Origin of the sequence: Serratia sp. Nf2 (assembly GCF_003028435.1) — a bacterium.
GTDB classification, from domain to species: domain Bacteria; phylum Pseudomonadota; class Gammaproteobacteria; order Enterobacterales; family Enterobacteriaceae; genus Serratia; species Serratia marcescens_L.
Window position 1 is genome coordinate 262,607 of record NZ_PYTW01000008.1, and the last position, 16,223, is coordinate 278,829.

The 16,223-nt window shown below is 52.6% G+C and carries 21 protein-coding genes and 1 pseudogene; 17 read left to right on the forward strand and 5 right to left on the reverse strand.

The features are described from left to right. Positions 1-113 precede the first annotated feature (113 nt). From C9411_RS18640 to C9411_RS18665, 5 genes are all read right to left on the reverse strand, one after another. Positions 114-647 (reverse strand): hypothetical protein, encoded by a 534-nt coding sequence (locus C9411_RS18640; RefSeq protein WP_107227633.1) that lies wholly within the window; start codon positions 645-647, stop codon positions 114-116. Positions 648-728: 81 nt separating this feature from the next. Next, positions 729-1,550 carry a YfdQ family protein gene (locus tag C9411_RS18645; protein WP_107227634.1) on the reverse strand — a complete coding sequence of 274 codons (822 nt, stop codon included), beginning with the start codon at positions 1,548-1,550 and terminating at the stop codon, positions 729-731. Between the two features lie 42 nt (positions 1,551-1,592). Then, complete coding sequence (locus tag C9411_RS18650; protein WP_107227635.1) at positions 1,593-1,964, reverse strand: hypothetical protein; 372 nt, start codon at positions 1,962-1,964, stop codon at positions 1,593-1,595. A 955-nt stretch (positions 1,965-2,919) separates the two neighbouring features. Next, positions 2,920-3,369 (reverse strand): hypothetical protein, encoded by a 450-nt coding sequence (locus tag C9411_RS18660; protein WP_107227637.1) that lies wholly within the window; start codon positions 3,367-3,369, stop codon positions 2,920-2,922. A 177-nt stretch (positions 3,370-3,546) separates the two neighbouring features. Further along, the gene (locus C9411_RS18665; RefSeq protein WP_107227638.1) at positions 3,547-4,266 is read right to left on the reverse strand and encodes a helix-turn-helix transcriptional regulator; all 720 of its coding nucleotides are present in this window, start codon (positions 4,264-4,266) and stop codon (positions 3,547-3,549) included. A gap of 72 nt (positions 4,267-4,338) precedes the next feature. Between C9411_RS18665 and C9411_RS18670 the strand changes: the two genes are divergently transcribed. The 17 genes and pseudogenes from C9411_RS18670 to C9411_RS26070 all read left to right on the forward strand — a co-directional run. Beyond that, entirely contained in the window at positions 4,339-4,602 is a 264-nt protein-coding gene (locus tag C9411_RS18670; RefSeq protein WP_107227639.1) for a YdaS family helix-turn-helix protein, read from the forward strand. 19 nt (positions 4,603-4,621) lie between these two features. Then, entirely contained in the window at positions 4,622-5,095 is a 474-nt protein-coding gene (locus C9411_RS18675) for a YmfL family putative regulatory protein (protein WP_107227640.1), read from the forward strand. A 62-nt stretch (positions 5,096-5,157) separates the two neighbouring features. Next, positions 5,158-5,448, forward strand: coding sequence for a hypothetical protein (locus tag C9411_RS18680; protein WP_107227641.1), 291 nt, complete (start codon positions 5,158-5,160; stop codon positions 5,446-5,448). After that, on the forward strand, positions 5,445-6,338 hold the full coding sequence (locus C9411_RS18685) for a conserved phage C-terminal domain-containing protein (protein ID WP_075335067.1): 894 nt from the start codon (positions 5,445-5,447) through the stop codon (positions 6,336-6,338). Before C9411_RS18680 ends, C9411_RS18685 begins: the two co-directional genes overlap by 4 nt. Then, on the forward strand, positions 6,319-7,056 hold the full coding sequence (locus C9411_RS18690; RefSeq protein ID WP_158263884.1) for an ATP-binding protein: 738 nt from the start codon (positions 6,319-6,321) through the stop codon (positions 7,054-7,056). Before C9411_RS18685 ends, C9411_RS18690 begins: the two co-directional genes overlap by 20 nt. Continuing rightward, positions 7,053-7,406 (forward strand): hypothetical protein, encoded by a 354-nt coding sequence (locus C9411_RS18695; RefSeq protein ID WP_070914817.1) that lies wholly within the window; start codon positions 7,053-7,055, stop codon positions 7,404-7,406. Before C9411_RS18690 ends, C9411_RS18695 begins: the two co-directional genes overlap by 4 nt. Further along, entirely contained in the window at positions 7,403-8,257 is an 855-nt protein-coding gene (locus tag C9411_RS18700) for a phage N-6-adenine-methyltransferase (RefSeq protein ID WP_107227642.1), read from the forward strand. Before C9411_RS18695 ends, C9411_RS18700 begins: the two co-directional genes overlap by 4 nt. Further along, entirely contained in the window at positions 8,257-10,221 is a 1,965-nt protein-coding gene (locus C9411_RS18705; protein WP_107227660.1) for a DNA cytosine methyltransferase, read from the forward strand. The genes C9411_RS18700 and C9411_RS18705 overlap by 1 nt, the downstream gene beginning before the upstream one ends. Further along, positions 10,218-11,255, forward strand: a complete 1,038-nt coding sequence (locus tag C9411_RS18710; RefSeq protein WP_107227643.1) for a DUF968 domain-containing protein — start codon at positions 10,218-10,220, stop codon at positions 11,253-11,255. Before C9411_RS18705 ends, C9411_RS18710 begins: the two co-directional genes overlap by 4 nt. Further along, the gene (locus tag C9411_RS18715) at positions 11,252-11,926 is read left to right on the forward strand and encodes a bacteriophage antitermination protein Q (protein WP_107227644.1); all 675 of its coding nucleotides are present in this window, start codon (positions 11,252-11,254) and stop codon (positions 11,924-11,926) included. Before C9411_RS18710 ends, C9411_RS18715 begins: the two co-directional genes overlap by 4 nt. Before the next feature lie 235 nt (positions 11,927-12,161). Beyond that, on the forward strand, positions 12,162-13,184 hold the full coding sequence (locus tag C9411_RS18720) for a site-specific DNA-methyltransferase (RefSeq protein ID WP_107227645.1): 1,023 nt from the start codon (positions 12,162-12,164) through the stop codon (positions 13,182-13,184). 156 nt (positions 13,185-13,340) lie between these two features. Further along, positions 13,341-13,586, forward strand: a complete 246-nt coding sequence (locus C9411_RS18725; protein ID WP_033646506.1) for a phage holin — start codon at positions 13,341-13,343, stop codon at positions 13,584-13,586. Positions 13,587-13,594: 8 nt separating this feature from the next. After that, positions 13,595-14,071, forward strand: coding sequence for a lysozyme (locus C9411_RS18730; RefSeq protein WP_107227661.1), 477 nt, complete (start codon positions 13,595-13,597; stop codon positions 14,069-14,071). Beyond that, positions 14,071-14,595, forward strand: a complete 525-nt coding sequence (locus tag C9411_RS18735) for a hypothetical protein (RefSeq protein ID WP_107227646.1) — start codon at positions 14,071-14,073, stop codon at positions 14,593-14,595. Before C9411_RS18730 ends, C9411_RS18735 begins: the two co-directional genes overlap by 1 nt. Before the next feature lie 95 nt (positions 14,596-14,690). After that, positions 14,691-15,221, forward strand: a complete 531-nt coding sequence (locus C9411_RS18740; protein ID WP_107227647.1) for a hypothetical protein — start codon at positions 14,691-14,693, stop codon at positions 15,219-15,221. Between the two features lie 33 nt (positions 15,222-15,254). Continuing rightward, the gene (locus tag C9411_RS18745; protein ID WP_107227648.1) at positions 15,255-15,899 is read left to right on the forward strand and encodes a hypothetical protein; all 645 of its coding nucleotides are present in this window, start codon (positions 15,255-15,257) and stop codon (positions 15,897-15,899) included. Positions 15,900-16,041: 142 nt separating this feature from the next. After that, positions 16,042-16,223 (forward strand): annotated as a pseudogene (locus C9411_RS26070) (RNA polymerase subunit sigma-70); the annotation flags it as partial.

The window sequence follows — 16,223 nt, forward strand, 5'->3', positions numbered from 1 at the left end:
CTGTTGCTGGTGGATATCCGCCAGACAGTTGCTTTTGTCTGGGTACACCCAGCCCTGCGGCACGAATTCGCATGGCTGGTACGTGTAGCAGACGAGCAGGAATAGGCCGAACATTACACGGCCCTCTCAGCTGTCAGCTGGTGGAATCGCTGCAGGAACATCGTGCGTGCTTGCACTGGATTTACCGGCGATACGAGAAAATCTTCGGATGGGCTGATCCCTTCGAGCATCGGCCACGGCGTGCCGTCGTCAATATCGAGGTCGCGGCGCTCGGTGGCTAACATCACCAGATCGGCATTTTTAACGATCGGGCTGATTGTGGCAGGAAGGCCAAATTTATAGCGGATAACAAAATCAATGTTATTTTCGATGCCGCGATAGTCAGGTATTAATTTTTTGATCGGTGATGGAATATCTTTGCAATAAGCTTCATGAGCATCATGCAATAAAGCTTCGAGAGCAAAGCTTGGTGGCACGATCTGGCTTGCAATAAAGCAATGCTGTGCCACGCTGTAGAATTCAGGAAGATGGCCATTGAAACGGCATTCATGTGATAACGCTTGAGCGATATCTTCAATGCAAATATCGTCTACGTTTGGCGCTGCGTAATCAAAACGCTTGCCAGTAAAGGTTAAAATCCAAGACATAATTATTCTCCACACAGTTTTTGGCAACACTTCACCAAATACCCCATTGCTGGGGTATTTGAGGCTGCATTACATATTGAATTAAGCTTTAAATTTACCGATGAAGGTTTCTACTTCTACGCCGTCAAACTTGCTGGTCAGCAGGTCGCGGAATTCGACCGCGATTTCTTCTTCTGCTTTTTCCAATTGCACGATGCGTAATACCAGGATCGGTTTGTCATTGGTTATTATGCTGTAGCGCAGTTTGAATGGACGCTCGCTCAAACCTTCATACGGCACGCATTTGAACTCAAAGGCGGCTGGCATAACGTCTTTGCTTTTGGCTTCCACGCTTTCCATGAGTGAACGTTTACCGCTGAAATCGTTCTCTTCATGGTCAGAGGTGGAGACGGACTCAATAGTGATGCGTCGGACAGCACCAACGGCTTGCTTAATATCGAGTACAACGCCATCAGCATCGAACGCGGTAAGGAAGTCACGGTTGTCTTCCAGCCACTCTGCCAGTTCTTTTTGGCCTTGCTTGCGGCCATTGATATCGAGCACCCCGGAGAACGGGGCCGTTTTTTTCAGGGTGATCGAGGCTTTATTATCAGCATGGCCGGGTTCGTCCAGCGTGCCGATGTTGAAGATCGTTTCGGCCTGCATACGATCTGCATCGATGAAGCAGCAAACGCCTTCGCCTGCATATTGAGTAGAGTATTTAACAAAATCGGGAATGCTGGTTGTGTCCATGTTCCCGCGGAAGCGGAAGCGCAGATCGTGATAACGCTCGAGACTTTCAACGTTTACATCTTTTGGTAAAACAGCGATCGGGCAATCAACATGATTAAGATCTTGGATGAATGCAGCGCCGATAGCCAGATGCTTAATTTGCTCGATGGCTGTGCCGTCTAATTGTGACATATTATTTAGTCCTATTGATTAATAGTTGACGAGGTCGCGAAATTACTGAGCGACTTTTAATTTACCGTCTGGCTGACCGCCAACAGTAAATAATTGCCCTTGATCTTCCTGCAAAATAGTCAGCTTGCCGCCCTTACCAACATACATTGGCGTTTCGGTGGTATCTTCCTCTGACACTTTGCCGCGCGGGGTAGGGGTTACAAATTTCAGTTGGTGCTTAATACCCACCCGCTTTTCTTCAACTGAATTACTCAAGCGGTCAATATCAAAGGTGATAACGATCTTCCCTTTGCCGCCATTGTTGAGAACACCCAGGGCAGTAGCGTTTAAAGCCGCTGAGATTTTATTTTGAAACACGCCAGCATCCAGTTCGCCCAGAAAGTCCGGCACGTTGGTCTTGCGGTCATCACTCATTGAATACTCCTCACACGAAGCGGCGATAGCCGCGGTTTTCTCCACACATCAGGTGGCGCACCGCGCTGGTGTTCATACTGTGCAGAAATGAATTGGAACCGGCACAGTGCGCCACCTGATGTGTAAAAAGGGCGGCCAGCCTATGAACATTATCTTCACCCCTTGTTGGTTGAAGTTCGGCGTGGCCGCCAAAGACTACACACAGCAATTACTCGGTTGTGGCGGCTGGTAAACAACGCCCCCGAAGTTTCCAGCCTTGAACCACTATCAAAAAGAGCGATCCTCTCCCGCTATTGGCGAACCCTCTCCGGGATTCGGTACTGACGTTCGCCGGGTGAGATACAGTTTTGCACGCCCGCGCTCTTTGATAGTGGTGCTGACCTTCCAGCCAGCTCGGTGGGGATAGCAAGCGAACCGCTGAACGTACCCACTCGGCGGACTCGCCATTCGGATGCCGCCGCATAACCCCGAATGGCACTCTTCATTTTTAGGCTGACTGATGCGTTAACCGGGCGCCAACCGGAACTGCGTGATGCTTTTCGCCACCTTTCCCTCACTCCGTCGCCGGGGGAACTTTGCCATTACCGCTGATGCGACTGGCCGGTATCTACGGTCGGCCCGTTTACTTGTCACATGATGCTTCCCTCCATTCGCGTGCCTGTTCTCGTCATGGGGCAGGCTCCCGGTTCTCATGTTCCCTCTGAAGCCGTCATAGCCGAAGCTGATAGCAGCAGGGGAGAAAAGACGCTTCACATTGGGCTGCTCACTCATGGGTCAAGATCCTTCACCGCTCCCAGAATTTAGGGAATCGGCTGAGTGAGCATTCCGATGTGCGCCGGTCACCCGGCGACAGCCACCAAAATTAAAAAACCAACCGCCAACCAAAAATCCAGACACAAAACAGCCATTAACAACCACCATGCGCCTCGTTCACTCATGATTGCCTCGGTGCGCCTTATTGCGCGTTACGGTCTGCCCCTGCCATTGCCAGAATCTTTTTGGCGTAAGCGATCGCTGCATCGCGCTCTAAATAGATGCTGCCTTCCTCGCTGAAAAAGGTGAGCAGGAACGTTTCGCTGTCTTTGCCAAATTCGATCTCGCAATCGCACTGATCCCGGCACTGGAAGTCGGCAATGATTCTGCCGTTTGGCATACCGTTAACTTCTTGCGACCGCATGTTGAACATCGCCGAACCGTCCACGAAGTTCTCAGCTGTGGCGGGTTCAATTTCGACGCGGATCAGTTGCGCACAGAGTTCAGCGGTAGGCGCTTCGAAGCTGTGCTCGCGGTAGAGGTGCATTTCTTCGCCGTCGGCGCTGTCGATGGCATGGATGGCTTCTTTGTCGAATGCCCAGCGTTGGCCTGTGGTGTCCATGAACGAACCGAGAATTTTCAGATGTTCCACTTGTTTTCCCCTTCTTGGTTACTGGCGTGCTCTGTTGAATTCAATGATGCTACTTAAAGTAGAATAAATCAACTACCAAAAGTAGAAAAAGAGGACGGATTTTGGCCGTATTTATGTATGTCAGTGATTTTAGGGATAAAAAAAACCGGCTATTACCGGTTTTGGTGATGGTGCTTTTTAAGCGAAATCGTTGAATTTAAGCGGTAAGTGTTTGATTAACTTACCGAATATATATAGCTCATTCATTTCATGAGGTTCTATATAAAAAGGTGGGTACTTATCGTTATCAGACAGGACAGCCAGCTTACGGCCCTTAACTTTTTGCAGACGCTTGACGAAAGTCGAATCCTCAAAGTTGAAAACGTAAACCCCGTCGCCGTTGAAGTGATCGATTTTTGTGTCAATGAAGAGAAGATCTTTAGGGCATAGAGTAGGCATCATACTATCCCCATCAACGTTAATCAGCTGCACACCCTCGAGAGACTTCCTTCCAAACAACTCGTAAACCCTGGACTCTGGGAACTCAATAGAACTAACGATTGCCGGAAACTCATTATTGATATAGCCATTTCCCGCTGATGCAAAAACCTCTAATTGGGTCAGTCTCACCTGGCTCCCCGATGATTGTTCTGGTAGCTGTGCCACAGCGCCGTACTCCAAATACGAGGCTGTCGTATCCAGAGACTTGGCCAATTTTTCCATAGTTGCAGAGCGCGGCTTAGCTGTGCCGAGTGTATACCGGCGCGCCATCTCGTAAGTAACGCCTGCTTTTTTGGCAAGCTCAGTCACGCCAATGTCTTTCCCATTCATCAAGGAAGCCAAGCGCTCTGAGAAGCCTTTGTATTTATGATTTTCTACCATAGGTAGAAGATTACAGCCCAACCAAACAGTAGTCATTTCTATTTTGAGTAGTTGATTTATTCTACTTTAAGTAGCATTATTCCTGTGAACAATTCACAGGAGTCATCAATGGCCATTCCAAATATCACCGAGCAAGCCGTTAAGGCAGCAGGGCCGTCTCTTTCTGAGGTCGCTCGAAAATTCGGCTTCAAGTCACCACAGTCCGTGGCGAACTGGATCATCAATCAGCAAGTCCCTTCGGAGCGTGTTATTCACCTGTGCTCTTTGGGGCATTGGCTTATCACTCCGCATCAGCTGAGGCCGGATATCTATCCAAACCCGAATGATGGCTTGCCATCTCAAGATGGTAGTGAAACTACCGCCCGTAAGTAACTACCAAGGGAAAAACAACATGGTAGAGGCAAATCTGAAAGAAGTAGTGAAGGGCATGTGTAAGGCGTTTGCTGGTGGCCGTTCGGCGATGGCTGGCGCCCTAGGCATGACCGAAACGGCGTTCAACAACAACCTCTACGAGAAGAACGGGTGCCGCTTCTTCGAGATAGGGGAACTGGAAGCGATGGAGGACATATCCGGTACCAATCTGCTGACCGAGTATTTTGCCCGGCGGCGCGGGTTGCTGGTGGTGGAGCTGCCTGCACTGGAAGAACTGGATCAGGTGGAGTTGTTCAGCAAGAGCATCCGCACGGCGGCGCATCGCGGCCATGTGGATCAGATCATTCAGGAATCGTTGGCAGATGGAGTCATTGACGACAAAGAAGCCGCCGAGATCATGCGTCATCACCGCAAGCATTTGCAAGCGCGAGACGCAGAAGTTAGGGCGGTGCTGGCGCTATTTGGCAAGAAGGCCAAGTGCCAGAAAGGTTGACGCCCAAAGTTGCAGCTCTGGGCGTCGGGGTGCGAATAAATCGTGTGTGGAGAAATAATCGCATGGGCAATTTAACCAGAAAACCTATGGTGCCGCAAATACGCTGCCGGGCAATGCCGGGCGGTAAATCAGCTGCGCCGTTCCGGTATGAGGTAAATGTACTGGGCCAATGGGAACCCAGCAACTACCAGTTCGCGCGCTGGGTGGTAGATGGCGGGGCTCAATCCTGTGGGCATGGCCAGCCAGCCTCAGAAATCACAATGGCCAGCCCCGAGCTGGTGGACTACATCAACGCCGACCGTGCGGAAATTTCCAAGACGGCCGCGGCAAAGTTTCCCAGGGTAAACGCATGAGTACGAAACTGACCGCATACGTGTGGGATGGCTGCGCGGCGGCAGGCATGAAACTGTCCATGGTAGCCATAATGGCGCGTTTGGCTGACTTTTCTTCGGATGAAGGCTTGTGCTGGCCATCAGTGAAGACGATCGCCCGTCAGATTGGCGCAAGTGAAAGCACAGTGAGCGCATCGCTGGCCAAACTTGAAAAAGACGGATGGATCACTCGACAGCAGCGCAGGAAAGGCAACCGCAATACCTCAAGCATGACCCAGCTCAACGTTGAAATGCTTCAGGCTGCTGCAAGTTCTCACCCTCCAAAATCTGATGTCTCAAAATCCGAGGTATCAAAATTTGATGCCTCAAAATTTGACCCATCAGAATCCAGCCAAAACGGGCGTTTTGACCCTCCAGAATCTGGAGACGATCCGTCAGTAAATTCAAAACCAGATCCATCAGGTAAAAAACCTTCTTGTCAGCCTGCTACGCAGACCGACCCAGAAGTGCTGATCACTGATCAAGCCAAGGAGGTTTTAAAACATCTGAACCTTGTGACTGGTTCCCGCTACCAGACCTCGAAAAGTTCGCTGGATAACATCCGGGCGCGCCTTCGCGATGGCTTCACTGTCGAGCAGCTGGTGCAAACAGTCGATTACTTGACGGCGAAATGGAGTGGCGATCTGGCCATGTCGGATTACCTGCGCCCTACAACGCTGTTTGCCCCCACGAAATTTCCCGGCTATCAGCAATCAAGCACTGCATGGGACAAGAAAGGGCGCCCAGCCTGTATCAACGGTAAATGGCAAACCAGCACGAATCACCGCGTAACACCAGCTACAGGCGCAATCCCGCCGGGCTTCAGCAATGGCTTACCAACAGGGGGTGAACATGATGGCATCGTCAACTGATGTGATGGCGCGCCTGTTGGCGCTAAAGCCTGCACATGTCGAACCACGTTTCACGACCGTCGAAGGCTGGAAGAAATTTCAGGCGGAAGAGGCTTTGAAATCGAACCAGCAGATCACGGATCGGAATCGCCAAGCGCGCATGGAGAAAATCATCGGCCGCTCAGGTATTCAGCCGATGCACCGGGAATGCTCATTCAGTAATTACCGCGTGGAATGCCCTGAACAGCAGGCTGCCCTGGATGCCGCGAAGGGTTTTGTGACCGCGTTCGGCAAGAGTCACGGGGGTTTTGTGTTCTCCGGCAACTGCGGCACAGGTAAAAACCATCTGGCCAGCGCCATAGCAAGAAACCTGATCAAACGCGGTTACTCGGCGATGGTCATGACTGTTTCAGAGCTATTCGAAAACCACCGCGCCACGTTCAGCAAAGACAGCCCAGTCAAGGAGGCCGATCTGCTGCGCGACCTCTGCCGGCTTGATCTTCTGGTGCTGGATGAAGTGGGCCTGCAGAAAGGCTCCGACTACGAAACAAATCTGCTGACCAACATCGTTGATCGTCGCCAGTTGCAGTTGAAGCCAACGGGGATGCTGACCAACAAAACCTACGAGGAAATGGTTGGCATGGTTGGCGAACGAGTGATGGATCGCCAGACCGATGGCGGAATTTGGGTGCCGTTCACATGGGCCAGCATGCGCGGCCGCAAGGGGAAGAATTCATGAAAAAATTATCGATCCCGGTAGACGTTTTTGAGAGCGAGCGCATTAACAGCGGCATTCGCAAGTTGGTGCTGGCTGGCGTGTTGAAAGACACACCTGAAAACCAGATCGGGCGTGTTATTCAGGCCGCAGCCGGAGCTCAATGGATGACGCTGCGCGAACTGGAGAGAACGGTTTACATGATGTTTTTTGTTGCCGACACGCAGGCGGCGATCAGCGCCAGATTGCGTGAGGTGGATCCAAAAATTCACGGTCTAGTCAAAGAAAAACGGACTTTGAAGGATCCCGAAACGGGCAAGCTTATCTATTTCTACCGGCTGGTGGCGGCCTCTGAAGAGGAGGTTAAAGCATGAGCCAATATTGCGAAAAGCTAGCAGCGCTGCGGGCTCGGCCTGCACATGAGTTGAAAGAGATTGGCGATCAGTGGCGCACCACCGACGCGCTGTTTTGGGGCATCAATGCCATGTTCGGCCCGCTGGTGCTGGATCTTTTTACCGATGGCGAAAACAGCAAATGCGCTGAGTTCTATACGGCAGAGGATAACGCTTTAACCCAGGACTGGTCGGCAAAGTTGCAAGAGCTGAACGGCGCTGCATTCGCAAATCCGCCATATTCCCGCGCGCAACAGCATGACGGGCAGTACATCACCGGCATGGTTCACATCATGGCCAAGGCGATGGAAATGCGTGAGAAGGGCGGGCGCTACGTCTTCTTGATCAAGGCTGCTACATCTGAAACCTGGTGGCCGGAACAGGCCGACCACATAGCATTTATTCGCGGCCGTCTGGGCTTCGATCTGCCCCTTTGGTTTGTCCCGGCGGACGAAAAGCAGGTACCGACAGGGGCATTCTTTGCGGGGGCGGTTGCCGTCTTCGACAAAAACTGGCGCGGCCCGGCATCTGCTTACATCAGCCGCAACCAGCTGGAGGCTCAAGGCGCGGCATTTCTGGCGCAAATTCGCCGTGAGGCATCGCGCCTGGCACCGGCGGATATTGCTGTGCAGCAGGTTGAAACCGCAAACACGGTATGGCCGAAAGAGGTGCTGTTCCTGCTGCAGCAGGTTGATGGGGTGGATCAGCTGCACGATAGCCTGCGCCAGAAGCTTTGCCAGCATATCAACCGCTTGAAACTCGAGGGCATGCAGGAGCCCGAGATCGTCAACACCATTAAAAATTTGTCCATCGCTATGGGAGCAGCAGCATGATCAATGAACTGATTGTCGATAATTTCGCTGGTGGCGGTGGCGCTAGCACTGGTATTGAGATGGCCACCGGCCGCAGCGTGAACATTGCGATCAATCACGATGAAAACGCCATCGCGATGCACGAAACCAATCACCCCGAAACGCTGCACTACTGTGAATCCGTCTTTGATATCGATCCTGTAGCGGCAACCTGTGGGCATCCTGTTGCGCTGGCGTGGTTCAGCCCGGATTGCCGCCATTTCAGCAAGGCCAAGGGCGCCGCTCCGGTTAAAAAAGAGATTCGCGGCTTGGCGTGGATCGTCGTTCGCTGGGCATTGAAGAAGCAGCCGCGCCTTATCCCACTGGAGAACGTTGAGGAGTTCAAAACGTGGGGGCCGCTGGTCACCGATGCTAATGGCAATGACTACCCATGCCCTGACCGTGCAGGCGAAACGTTCGCGGCGTTCGTGGGCATTATGTCCACTGGCGTCAGTGCTGATCACCCAGCCCTGGCTGAATGCTGTGAAGTCCTCGGCATCGATATTGGTAGCGAAGACCACCGGAAGCTGATTACCGGCTTGGGTTACGACGTGGAATATCGCGAATTGCGGGCATGCGACTACGGCGCGCCAACGATCCGCAAACGCTTCTTCATGCTGATGCGCTGTGACGGTAAGCCGATCGTCTGGCCAGAGCCAACCCACGGCGATCCGAAATCACTCGAGGTGCAAAGCGGTAAGTTGAAGCCCTGGCGCACGGCGGCAGAGTGCATCGACTGGTCTATCCCGTGCCCGAGTATCTTTGAACGTAAGCGCCCGCTGGCCGAAAACACCCTGCGTCGCATCGCGCGTGGCATCCAACGGTTTGTGATCGACAGCCCCAATCCATTCATCGTGAAATGCAACCATACCAGCGCAAAGAGCAGCTACGACTGCTTCCGTGGTCAAGCGCTGGACGAACCACTGCAGACCATCACAAAAACCCATGGCTATGCGTTGGTCACGCCGATGATCGCGGGCGCTGGTGGATCTGAATATCAGGCAAAACCGCGTGGCGTCGATCAGCCGATGCATACCGTTCTGAAAGAGTCGAGAGCCGCGTTGGTAGCTCCGGTTATCGCAAGAATCGGTCAGACGGGCTTTGGCAAGGATCGCATGGCGTATGAAGCGGGCAAACCGCTAACGACCGTCACCACCAAAGCAGAACACCTGCTGGTGGCGCCAATAATTGCGCGTCAATTTGGGAAAAGCGTTGGTCATGGCGCTGACGAACCGAACGGCACGATCACTGCTGGCGGTGGTGGGAAAAGCCAACTGGTATCAGCGTTTCTGGCGAAACACTACGGCGGCAATTATTCCGGCCCCGGCGTGGGTATGGATGAACCAGTGCATTCGGTAACAACTGTCGATCATCATGCTGTTATCGCAGCAAACCTCCTCACAATAGGCTATGGCGAGCGCCCAGATCAGCCGCCGCGGGTACAGGATATTGAGAAGCCCTTGGGGACTGTAGTAGCAGCAAAAAAACATGCGATGGTTACGTCCCATCTTGTGAAGCTGCGCGGAACATGCAAAGACGGCCAAGCTGTGGCGGAACCGATGCCGACAATTACGGCCGGTGGCCTGCATATCGGCGAAGTGCGTGCGTTCCTGCTGAAGTATTACGGCAACGAGAAAGAAGGGGTAAGCCTTGAAGATCCCCTGCACACAGTAACGACGAACGACCGGTTTGGTCTGGTCACAGTAGAGGACATCGACTACCAGATCGTTGATATTGGCATGCGAATGCTACAGCCGCATGAGCTCTACGCCGCGCAGGGTTTCCCGGAGTGGTACATCATCGATCAGGACTACAAGGGCAAGAAATACGCAAAAGATAAGCAGGTCGCGCGCTGCGGAAACGCTGTTCCTCCGCCATTTGCTGAAGCTTTGGTGCGCGCCAATTTGCCTGAGCTCTGTGTCGATCGCAAGGAGGTTGCTGCGTGAGAATGCTGCTTACTCCTTACCTGCAGCGTGATCTGGGCGTGGTGATACTACGCCCCGGTCGTGATCTGCTGCATCATTTCAGCGTTCTTGGGCGAATTCTGGTTGCCAATGAGCCAGACGAGTTGAAGAAGCTGCCATCCGGTTTATTGCCGGCGGCAGAGCAGGGTTTAGCCAATGATCCGCGGCTGACCTCCTTCTTCCAACATGAAAGAGTGATTGGCGCCGCTGGTGGTGTTGCTGCGCTACGCGAGTGGCTGAGCCGTGGTACCGAGTGCCAGTGGCCACATGGCGATGGTTATCACCATCACAACATGGATATTCTGGATTATGACGGCTTGCCGGTACGTCTGTGCTGGCATCACGAAAACATCTTACGGGAGCAAACACACGCCACGCTGGATCTGCTCGCGGCACAAAACGTTGCGGATTGGCTGGTGTACCGGGCTCGGGTTCACTTTCATTTTCGGGAAGACCACCAGCTGAGCCTGCCGGAATTATGCTGGTGGGCCGTGCTGAAAGGGGTTTCCGATCTGCTGCCTGATTCAGTGGCGCGCTCAGCACTGCGCCTTCCACCAGCGCCAGTCGAAACAGGTACGCGTAAAGAGGCGGATATCGTCTGGGATAAGGAACCGAAGGAGATCATCAACGAGAGCGTGGAGAAAGTTAAGCCGGCGTTGCTCGTTGATGTTGACGAGGCTCCACCAGAGGGATTCATGCTGCGGCCAAAGCTGACCCGCTGGGTATGCGAAAAATATACTCAATGGGTGAAATCGCAGCCGTGCTGCTGCGGTTGCGGACTACCGGCAGACGACCCGCATCACATCATCGATCATGGCCTGGGCGGTACTGGCACCAAGCCTCACGACATTTTCACCATTCCTCTTACCCGTAAATGCCATGAAGAGCTGCATAAGGATGTAGCGGCATGGGAGGCCAAGCATGGCAGCCAGCTGTTCCACCTGGTGCGCACGCTGAATAAGGCATTTGGGATTGGAGCTATCAGCACGGCAAACAAACGCGGAGCAAAACGATGAATCAGCAATATATTGAGTATGTCCGCGGCGAACTGTCTGTGGCACTGGCGGATATTCAGCGGTCTGGTAAAGGGCAGCTGGCGGCATTCGAAGAGAATTCATTGGGAGACACGACCCGCCACAAGCGCAAGCGCCTACGCAGCGTTGAAGTGGATGGCCGTAAAGTCTGCCGAGCTGTGGATCCTATGCACTGCACGGAAACTCGAGTGAACAAAAAGCCAATGCCGCCGCTGGATGAACTGACCTACATCACCGCGTCATGGCGCCGCGCCGTTGGAATGCTGGAAAATCACGAGCGGGCATGGATCCGATATTGCTACGCCAATGATCTCGATTTTAACGGCCAGGTGGTGATATGCCGCCATATTTGGGAGCTGATGCAGGAGTCGCTTGCTGGAAAAAGAATCACGAAGAAGGTTTGCAAACGTCTGGAAAGCCTGGTGTGGTTGGCGGTTCAGCAGGCAGCACATAACCGCGGCGCCGTAATCGGGCGTGAATACAGTCACACGCAGCTGGCTGAATTGTCGGGTGTAAGCAAAGCCACATGGTCAGAAACCTACAGCGGCCACTGGCAGACGCTGATATCGCTGGTGGAAACCCTTGATGCAGGATCCTTACAATGCACCGCCAAGAAAAGGATCGCGACACGTTCAAAACTTTTAGCATCATGATACTTGCAAAACCGAACAAAATGAGCCATATTTAAGGCTAATTTGATATTTTGCCAGAATTGCAAATGGCGCAAAACCTCGCTTCGGCGGGGTTTTTTATTTCTGGTTTGTGAAGTGGGCGGCGATCAGGGTGTTACTGCACGCTGACCGCCAGGCGCTCATGCCGAAGAGTCACAAGCAACCTTTGCCCGTGCTGCTATGAACAGCAGAACGAGCCTACCAAACAAGGGCGCTTATGATCTCCAGTACCTGTCTTGTCAACGCTGACACACTCGAATACATCAAAACCCTGCCTGATGACTGCATCGATCTGATAGCAACGGATCCTCCCTATTTTCGGGTGAAGTCCTGCGATTGGGATAATCAGTGGAAAAGCGAGGCCGATTATCTGGCCTGGCTGGATTCGCTGCTGGTGGAGTTTTGGCGCGTGCTGAAGCCGAATGGCAGTCTTTACATGTTTTGCGGTAGTCGGCTGGCATCGGATACCGAGCTGCTGGTGCGCCAGCGGTTCGACGTATTGAGCCATATTGTGTGGGCGAAACCATCCGGCGCGTGGAAACGGCAGCACAAAGAAGGGCTGCGCGCGTTTTTCCCGTCAACGGAGCGGATCATTTTCGCTGGCCACTATGCAGGCCCACTGCAGCCAAAGGTCGATGGCTACGCAATAAAATGCGTAGAGCTGAAACAGAATGTCTTCAAGCCCCTGATCGACTATTTCAAGTCGGCTCGGCAATCACTGGGTGTATCGGCGAAAGAGATAAACGAGGCGACGGGCCGGCAGATGGCAAGCCACTGGTTTAGCGAAAGCCAATGGCAGTTACCGAGCGAAGCGCAGTACCACAAACTTCAGAAGCTTTTCGATCGTATCGCTCAAGAGAAGCAACAAGCCGGCGGATTGCAACGACCGCATCACGATCTCGTTCGTGAATACCGGACGCTTAACCGCGAATACCTGGAATTGTGCCATGAGTACAAATCGCTGCGGCGCACTTTCACGGTAACGGCAGCGGTTCCCTATACCGATGTTTGGCATTATCCGCCGGTGGCGTTCTATCCCGGCAAACACCCATGTGAAAAACCGGCAGAGATGATGGAACACATCATCAACGCCAGCAGCCGGCGAGGCGATGTGGTGGCCGACTTCTTTATGGGCTCCGGCTCAACGATAAAGGCCGCTATCAAACTTGGCCGGATCGGTTTGGGGGTAGAGCTTGAGAAGGAGCGGTTTGAGCAAACACAAAGAGAGATCTTCCCGTAATTGAACCCTGGCCTAAGTGCTGGGGTTTTTCGCATTTAGCCTCCTTGCCAAAACAGTCAACCACTGCGAACACATCCTGTCATCGAGTGACTACGGCGGGAGGCTAAACCCCATCCACTACCCGATGATCGGGCCAAGCCCCGACAAGGGGGAGGTATGAAAATCATGCCGGAGAAAATCACCACGTTCATTTCTTACTGCACCTCTGCGACGTTGGTGTGTGGAGGTAGCATTTTGCAATGGCTTCATGACCTCGACTGGAATCAGGTTGCGGTAGTTGGCGGCTTCGTGATCGGTGCAATCACCGCCGTGATGAACTTCTACTTCAAACACCGCCAGACAAAAGCCTATGAGAAAGCCCTCAAGGCTGGTTATGTCACCCCACCGCCGGCTGAGGACTAAGCATGGCAATAACAGCCTCTTTAAAGAAAAAGCTTAGTGCCGCTGTTGCTGGTGGCGCTATGGCGATCGCCGCGGTACTGATCCCCTCACTTGAGGGAGTCGAATACAAGCCGTACCGCGATGTTGTTGGCGTGCTGACTGTCTGTTATGGCCACACCGGGCCAGACATTATTCCCGATAAGACGTACACCGAAACGGAATGCAAAGCGCTGCTGGATAAAGACCTGCAGCCTTTCGCCCGTTCGGTAGAGCGCTCGGTGAAGGTGCCAGCTAGCGAATACCAGAAAGCGGCGCTGATCAGCTTTAGCTACAACGTTGGCGTTAAGGCTTTCGAGTCATCAACGCTGCTGAAAAAGCTTAATGCTGGCGACAGCCGTGGCGCCTGTGACGAAATGAGGCGTTGGAATAAAGCTGGTGGCAAGGTCTGGAAGGGGTTGATTAACCGGCGTGAGGTTGAGCGCGAGATCTGCAACTGGGGCAAATAATGAACCGATTAACGACGGCATTGGGTGCCGCTCTACTGATCATTGTCATTGTGCTGGCATGGCTGGCATTTCATTTCCACAGCAGCGCAGTAAAGGCCGGTGACAAAGTTAAGCAGCTTCAGAGCGATAACAGCCTGCAGGCGAATACAATCGCCACACAGGCGTTTCAGTTCCAGCGCGCCAACGAAATCAGCAGCGCGGCGACTCAGTACGGCATCAACACCGACGCGGCCACCCAGGGGAAAGAAATTGAATACCGGACGATCCTCAAGAAACAGCCGACGTGTGATCTGGCTGTGCCTGCCGCTATTGCTGGTGGGCTGCTCGACTACACGCACCGTCTACGTTCCCGCGCAATGTCAGCCGATACCATCGTCGCTGACGCAACCGGTGCTGGCGCCACTGCCTCCGGCACCCTGACATACTGCCAAGCAGTGCTGTGGATTGATCCGCTGCTGGCGGCGCTCGACAAGGCTAACAACCAACTTCTGGAGATACGGCGGCTTATTGATGAACGGTATTAATCGGGAGAAAAGATCTAACCTATCTTACTATTGTTGTGTGTGTATTATTTAATAATAAGATATTATCACCTCGTTACTTTTCTAAGGGGTGTTCAATGAACGCGGATATAATTTCGTTTGAGTCAATGTTAGCCACTAAGCAGGCCGCCGATTGGGCTTTTTGGACTATGATTGCTTCAGGTGTCTCTGCACTGGCTGCTGCACTTGGTGTTATATTTGCTTGGAGGACTGTCGCTTCATGGAAGCAGCAAGAAAAAGCCAAAGTGAAAATGGATTTCAAGCGTTCAATTTTTAATATTATAAATATAATGCTCAGCATGCCTGATAGATTTAATCTTGAACTGGCCGGAAGGGGTAAAAAGGCCTTAAAACTCAGCGATAATAGTAGCATTGATGACAGATGTAATGTGGAACTTTCTCATCAGTTCGATGAACTAGTTAAGGTTTTGTCTAATGCGCAAGGGTGTTGGATTTATTGTGAGAGATTCTTTGACGGAACTGATATTGAAGCTAAATGGGTTTATAGCCGCGACTTGGTGTTAGACTATATTAATGGAGATGTTGAAAAAAACGTGGTTATTAATTCTTTAAATAACCTTGCTGAGGAACCATTCGTATATGGATAATTTGCGATTGTAGCTATTTATATTGGGGGGAGGATGGCAGGTTTAAAAGAGCTGTCAGCTCAACTCCAGAGCGTACGAAAGCAAATCCCGTTTGCTACAGCGCAGGCACTGACAAGCGTCGCCAGAAAGATAGAGGCAGCGGAAAAAAACGCATTTAAACGGCATCTGGAGAACCCGACGCCGTTTACGGTCAACTCGGTTAAATCGTTCGGCGCCCGGAAAAGCAATTTGAAGGCCAAGGTGTTCGTGATGGACACCGCTGCGAGCTATCTGGAGCCGTTCGAATTCGGCGGTCAGCATAAGCTGAACAGCCAGGCGCTGCTGAACCCCAAGAACATCAAACTGAACAAATACGGCAACCTGACGCGCAACAAGATGGCGCAGTTGAAGGCTAAGGATGACGTGTTCATTGGTGAAATCGACGGCACCAACGGCGTCTGGCAGCGGCGTAAAGCCAAGAAAGGGAAGAAGGGCAAAAAACGGCGCAAACGCTCTGCAAACGGCACACGTCAGCCTCGCATGAAGATGCCGGCGCCGAAGTTGCTGATCCAGTTCGGTGATGCCCTGCCAGTGAAACCTACGCTGGGCTATTTCGACCGTGCGCAGGCTATGGCCAATGCCTTGATGCCGACAGAGCTGAGCAGGGCTATGGCAGAGGCGATGCGAACAGCAAAATGATCGGCGATCACCCTCGGGGGAGGCTCCAAAAAAAAATGGGTCCTTCCTGGCACTTTTTAATCTCACGGGCATTGCGCGCCGCGTTCTGCGTCTAGCTATCAACTTTTGAAATTTGGGTAACAGGTAACACCTGAGGTAACAGATGAACCAGTCAGATTTTGCCAAACTTCACGGAGTCAGCCGAAAGACGGTAACGACCTGGAAGGCCCGCGGCTGGCTGGTTCTGGCCGGAGACGACATTGACGTTGAAGCGTCGAATGCGAACATCGAGCGCTTCCGAAAAACTGTTACCCGACCAGAGAAAAAACCGGCAGGTAACAAGCA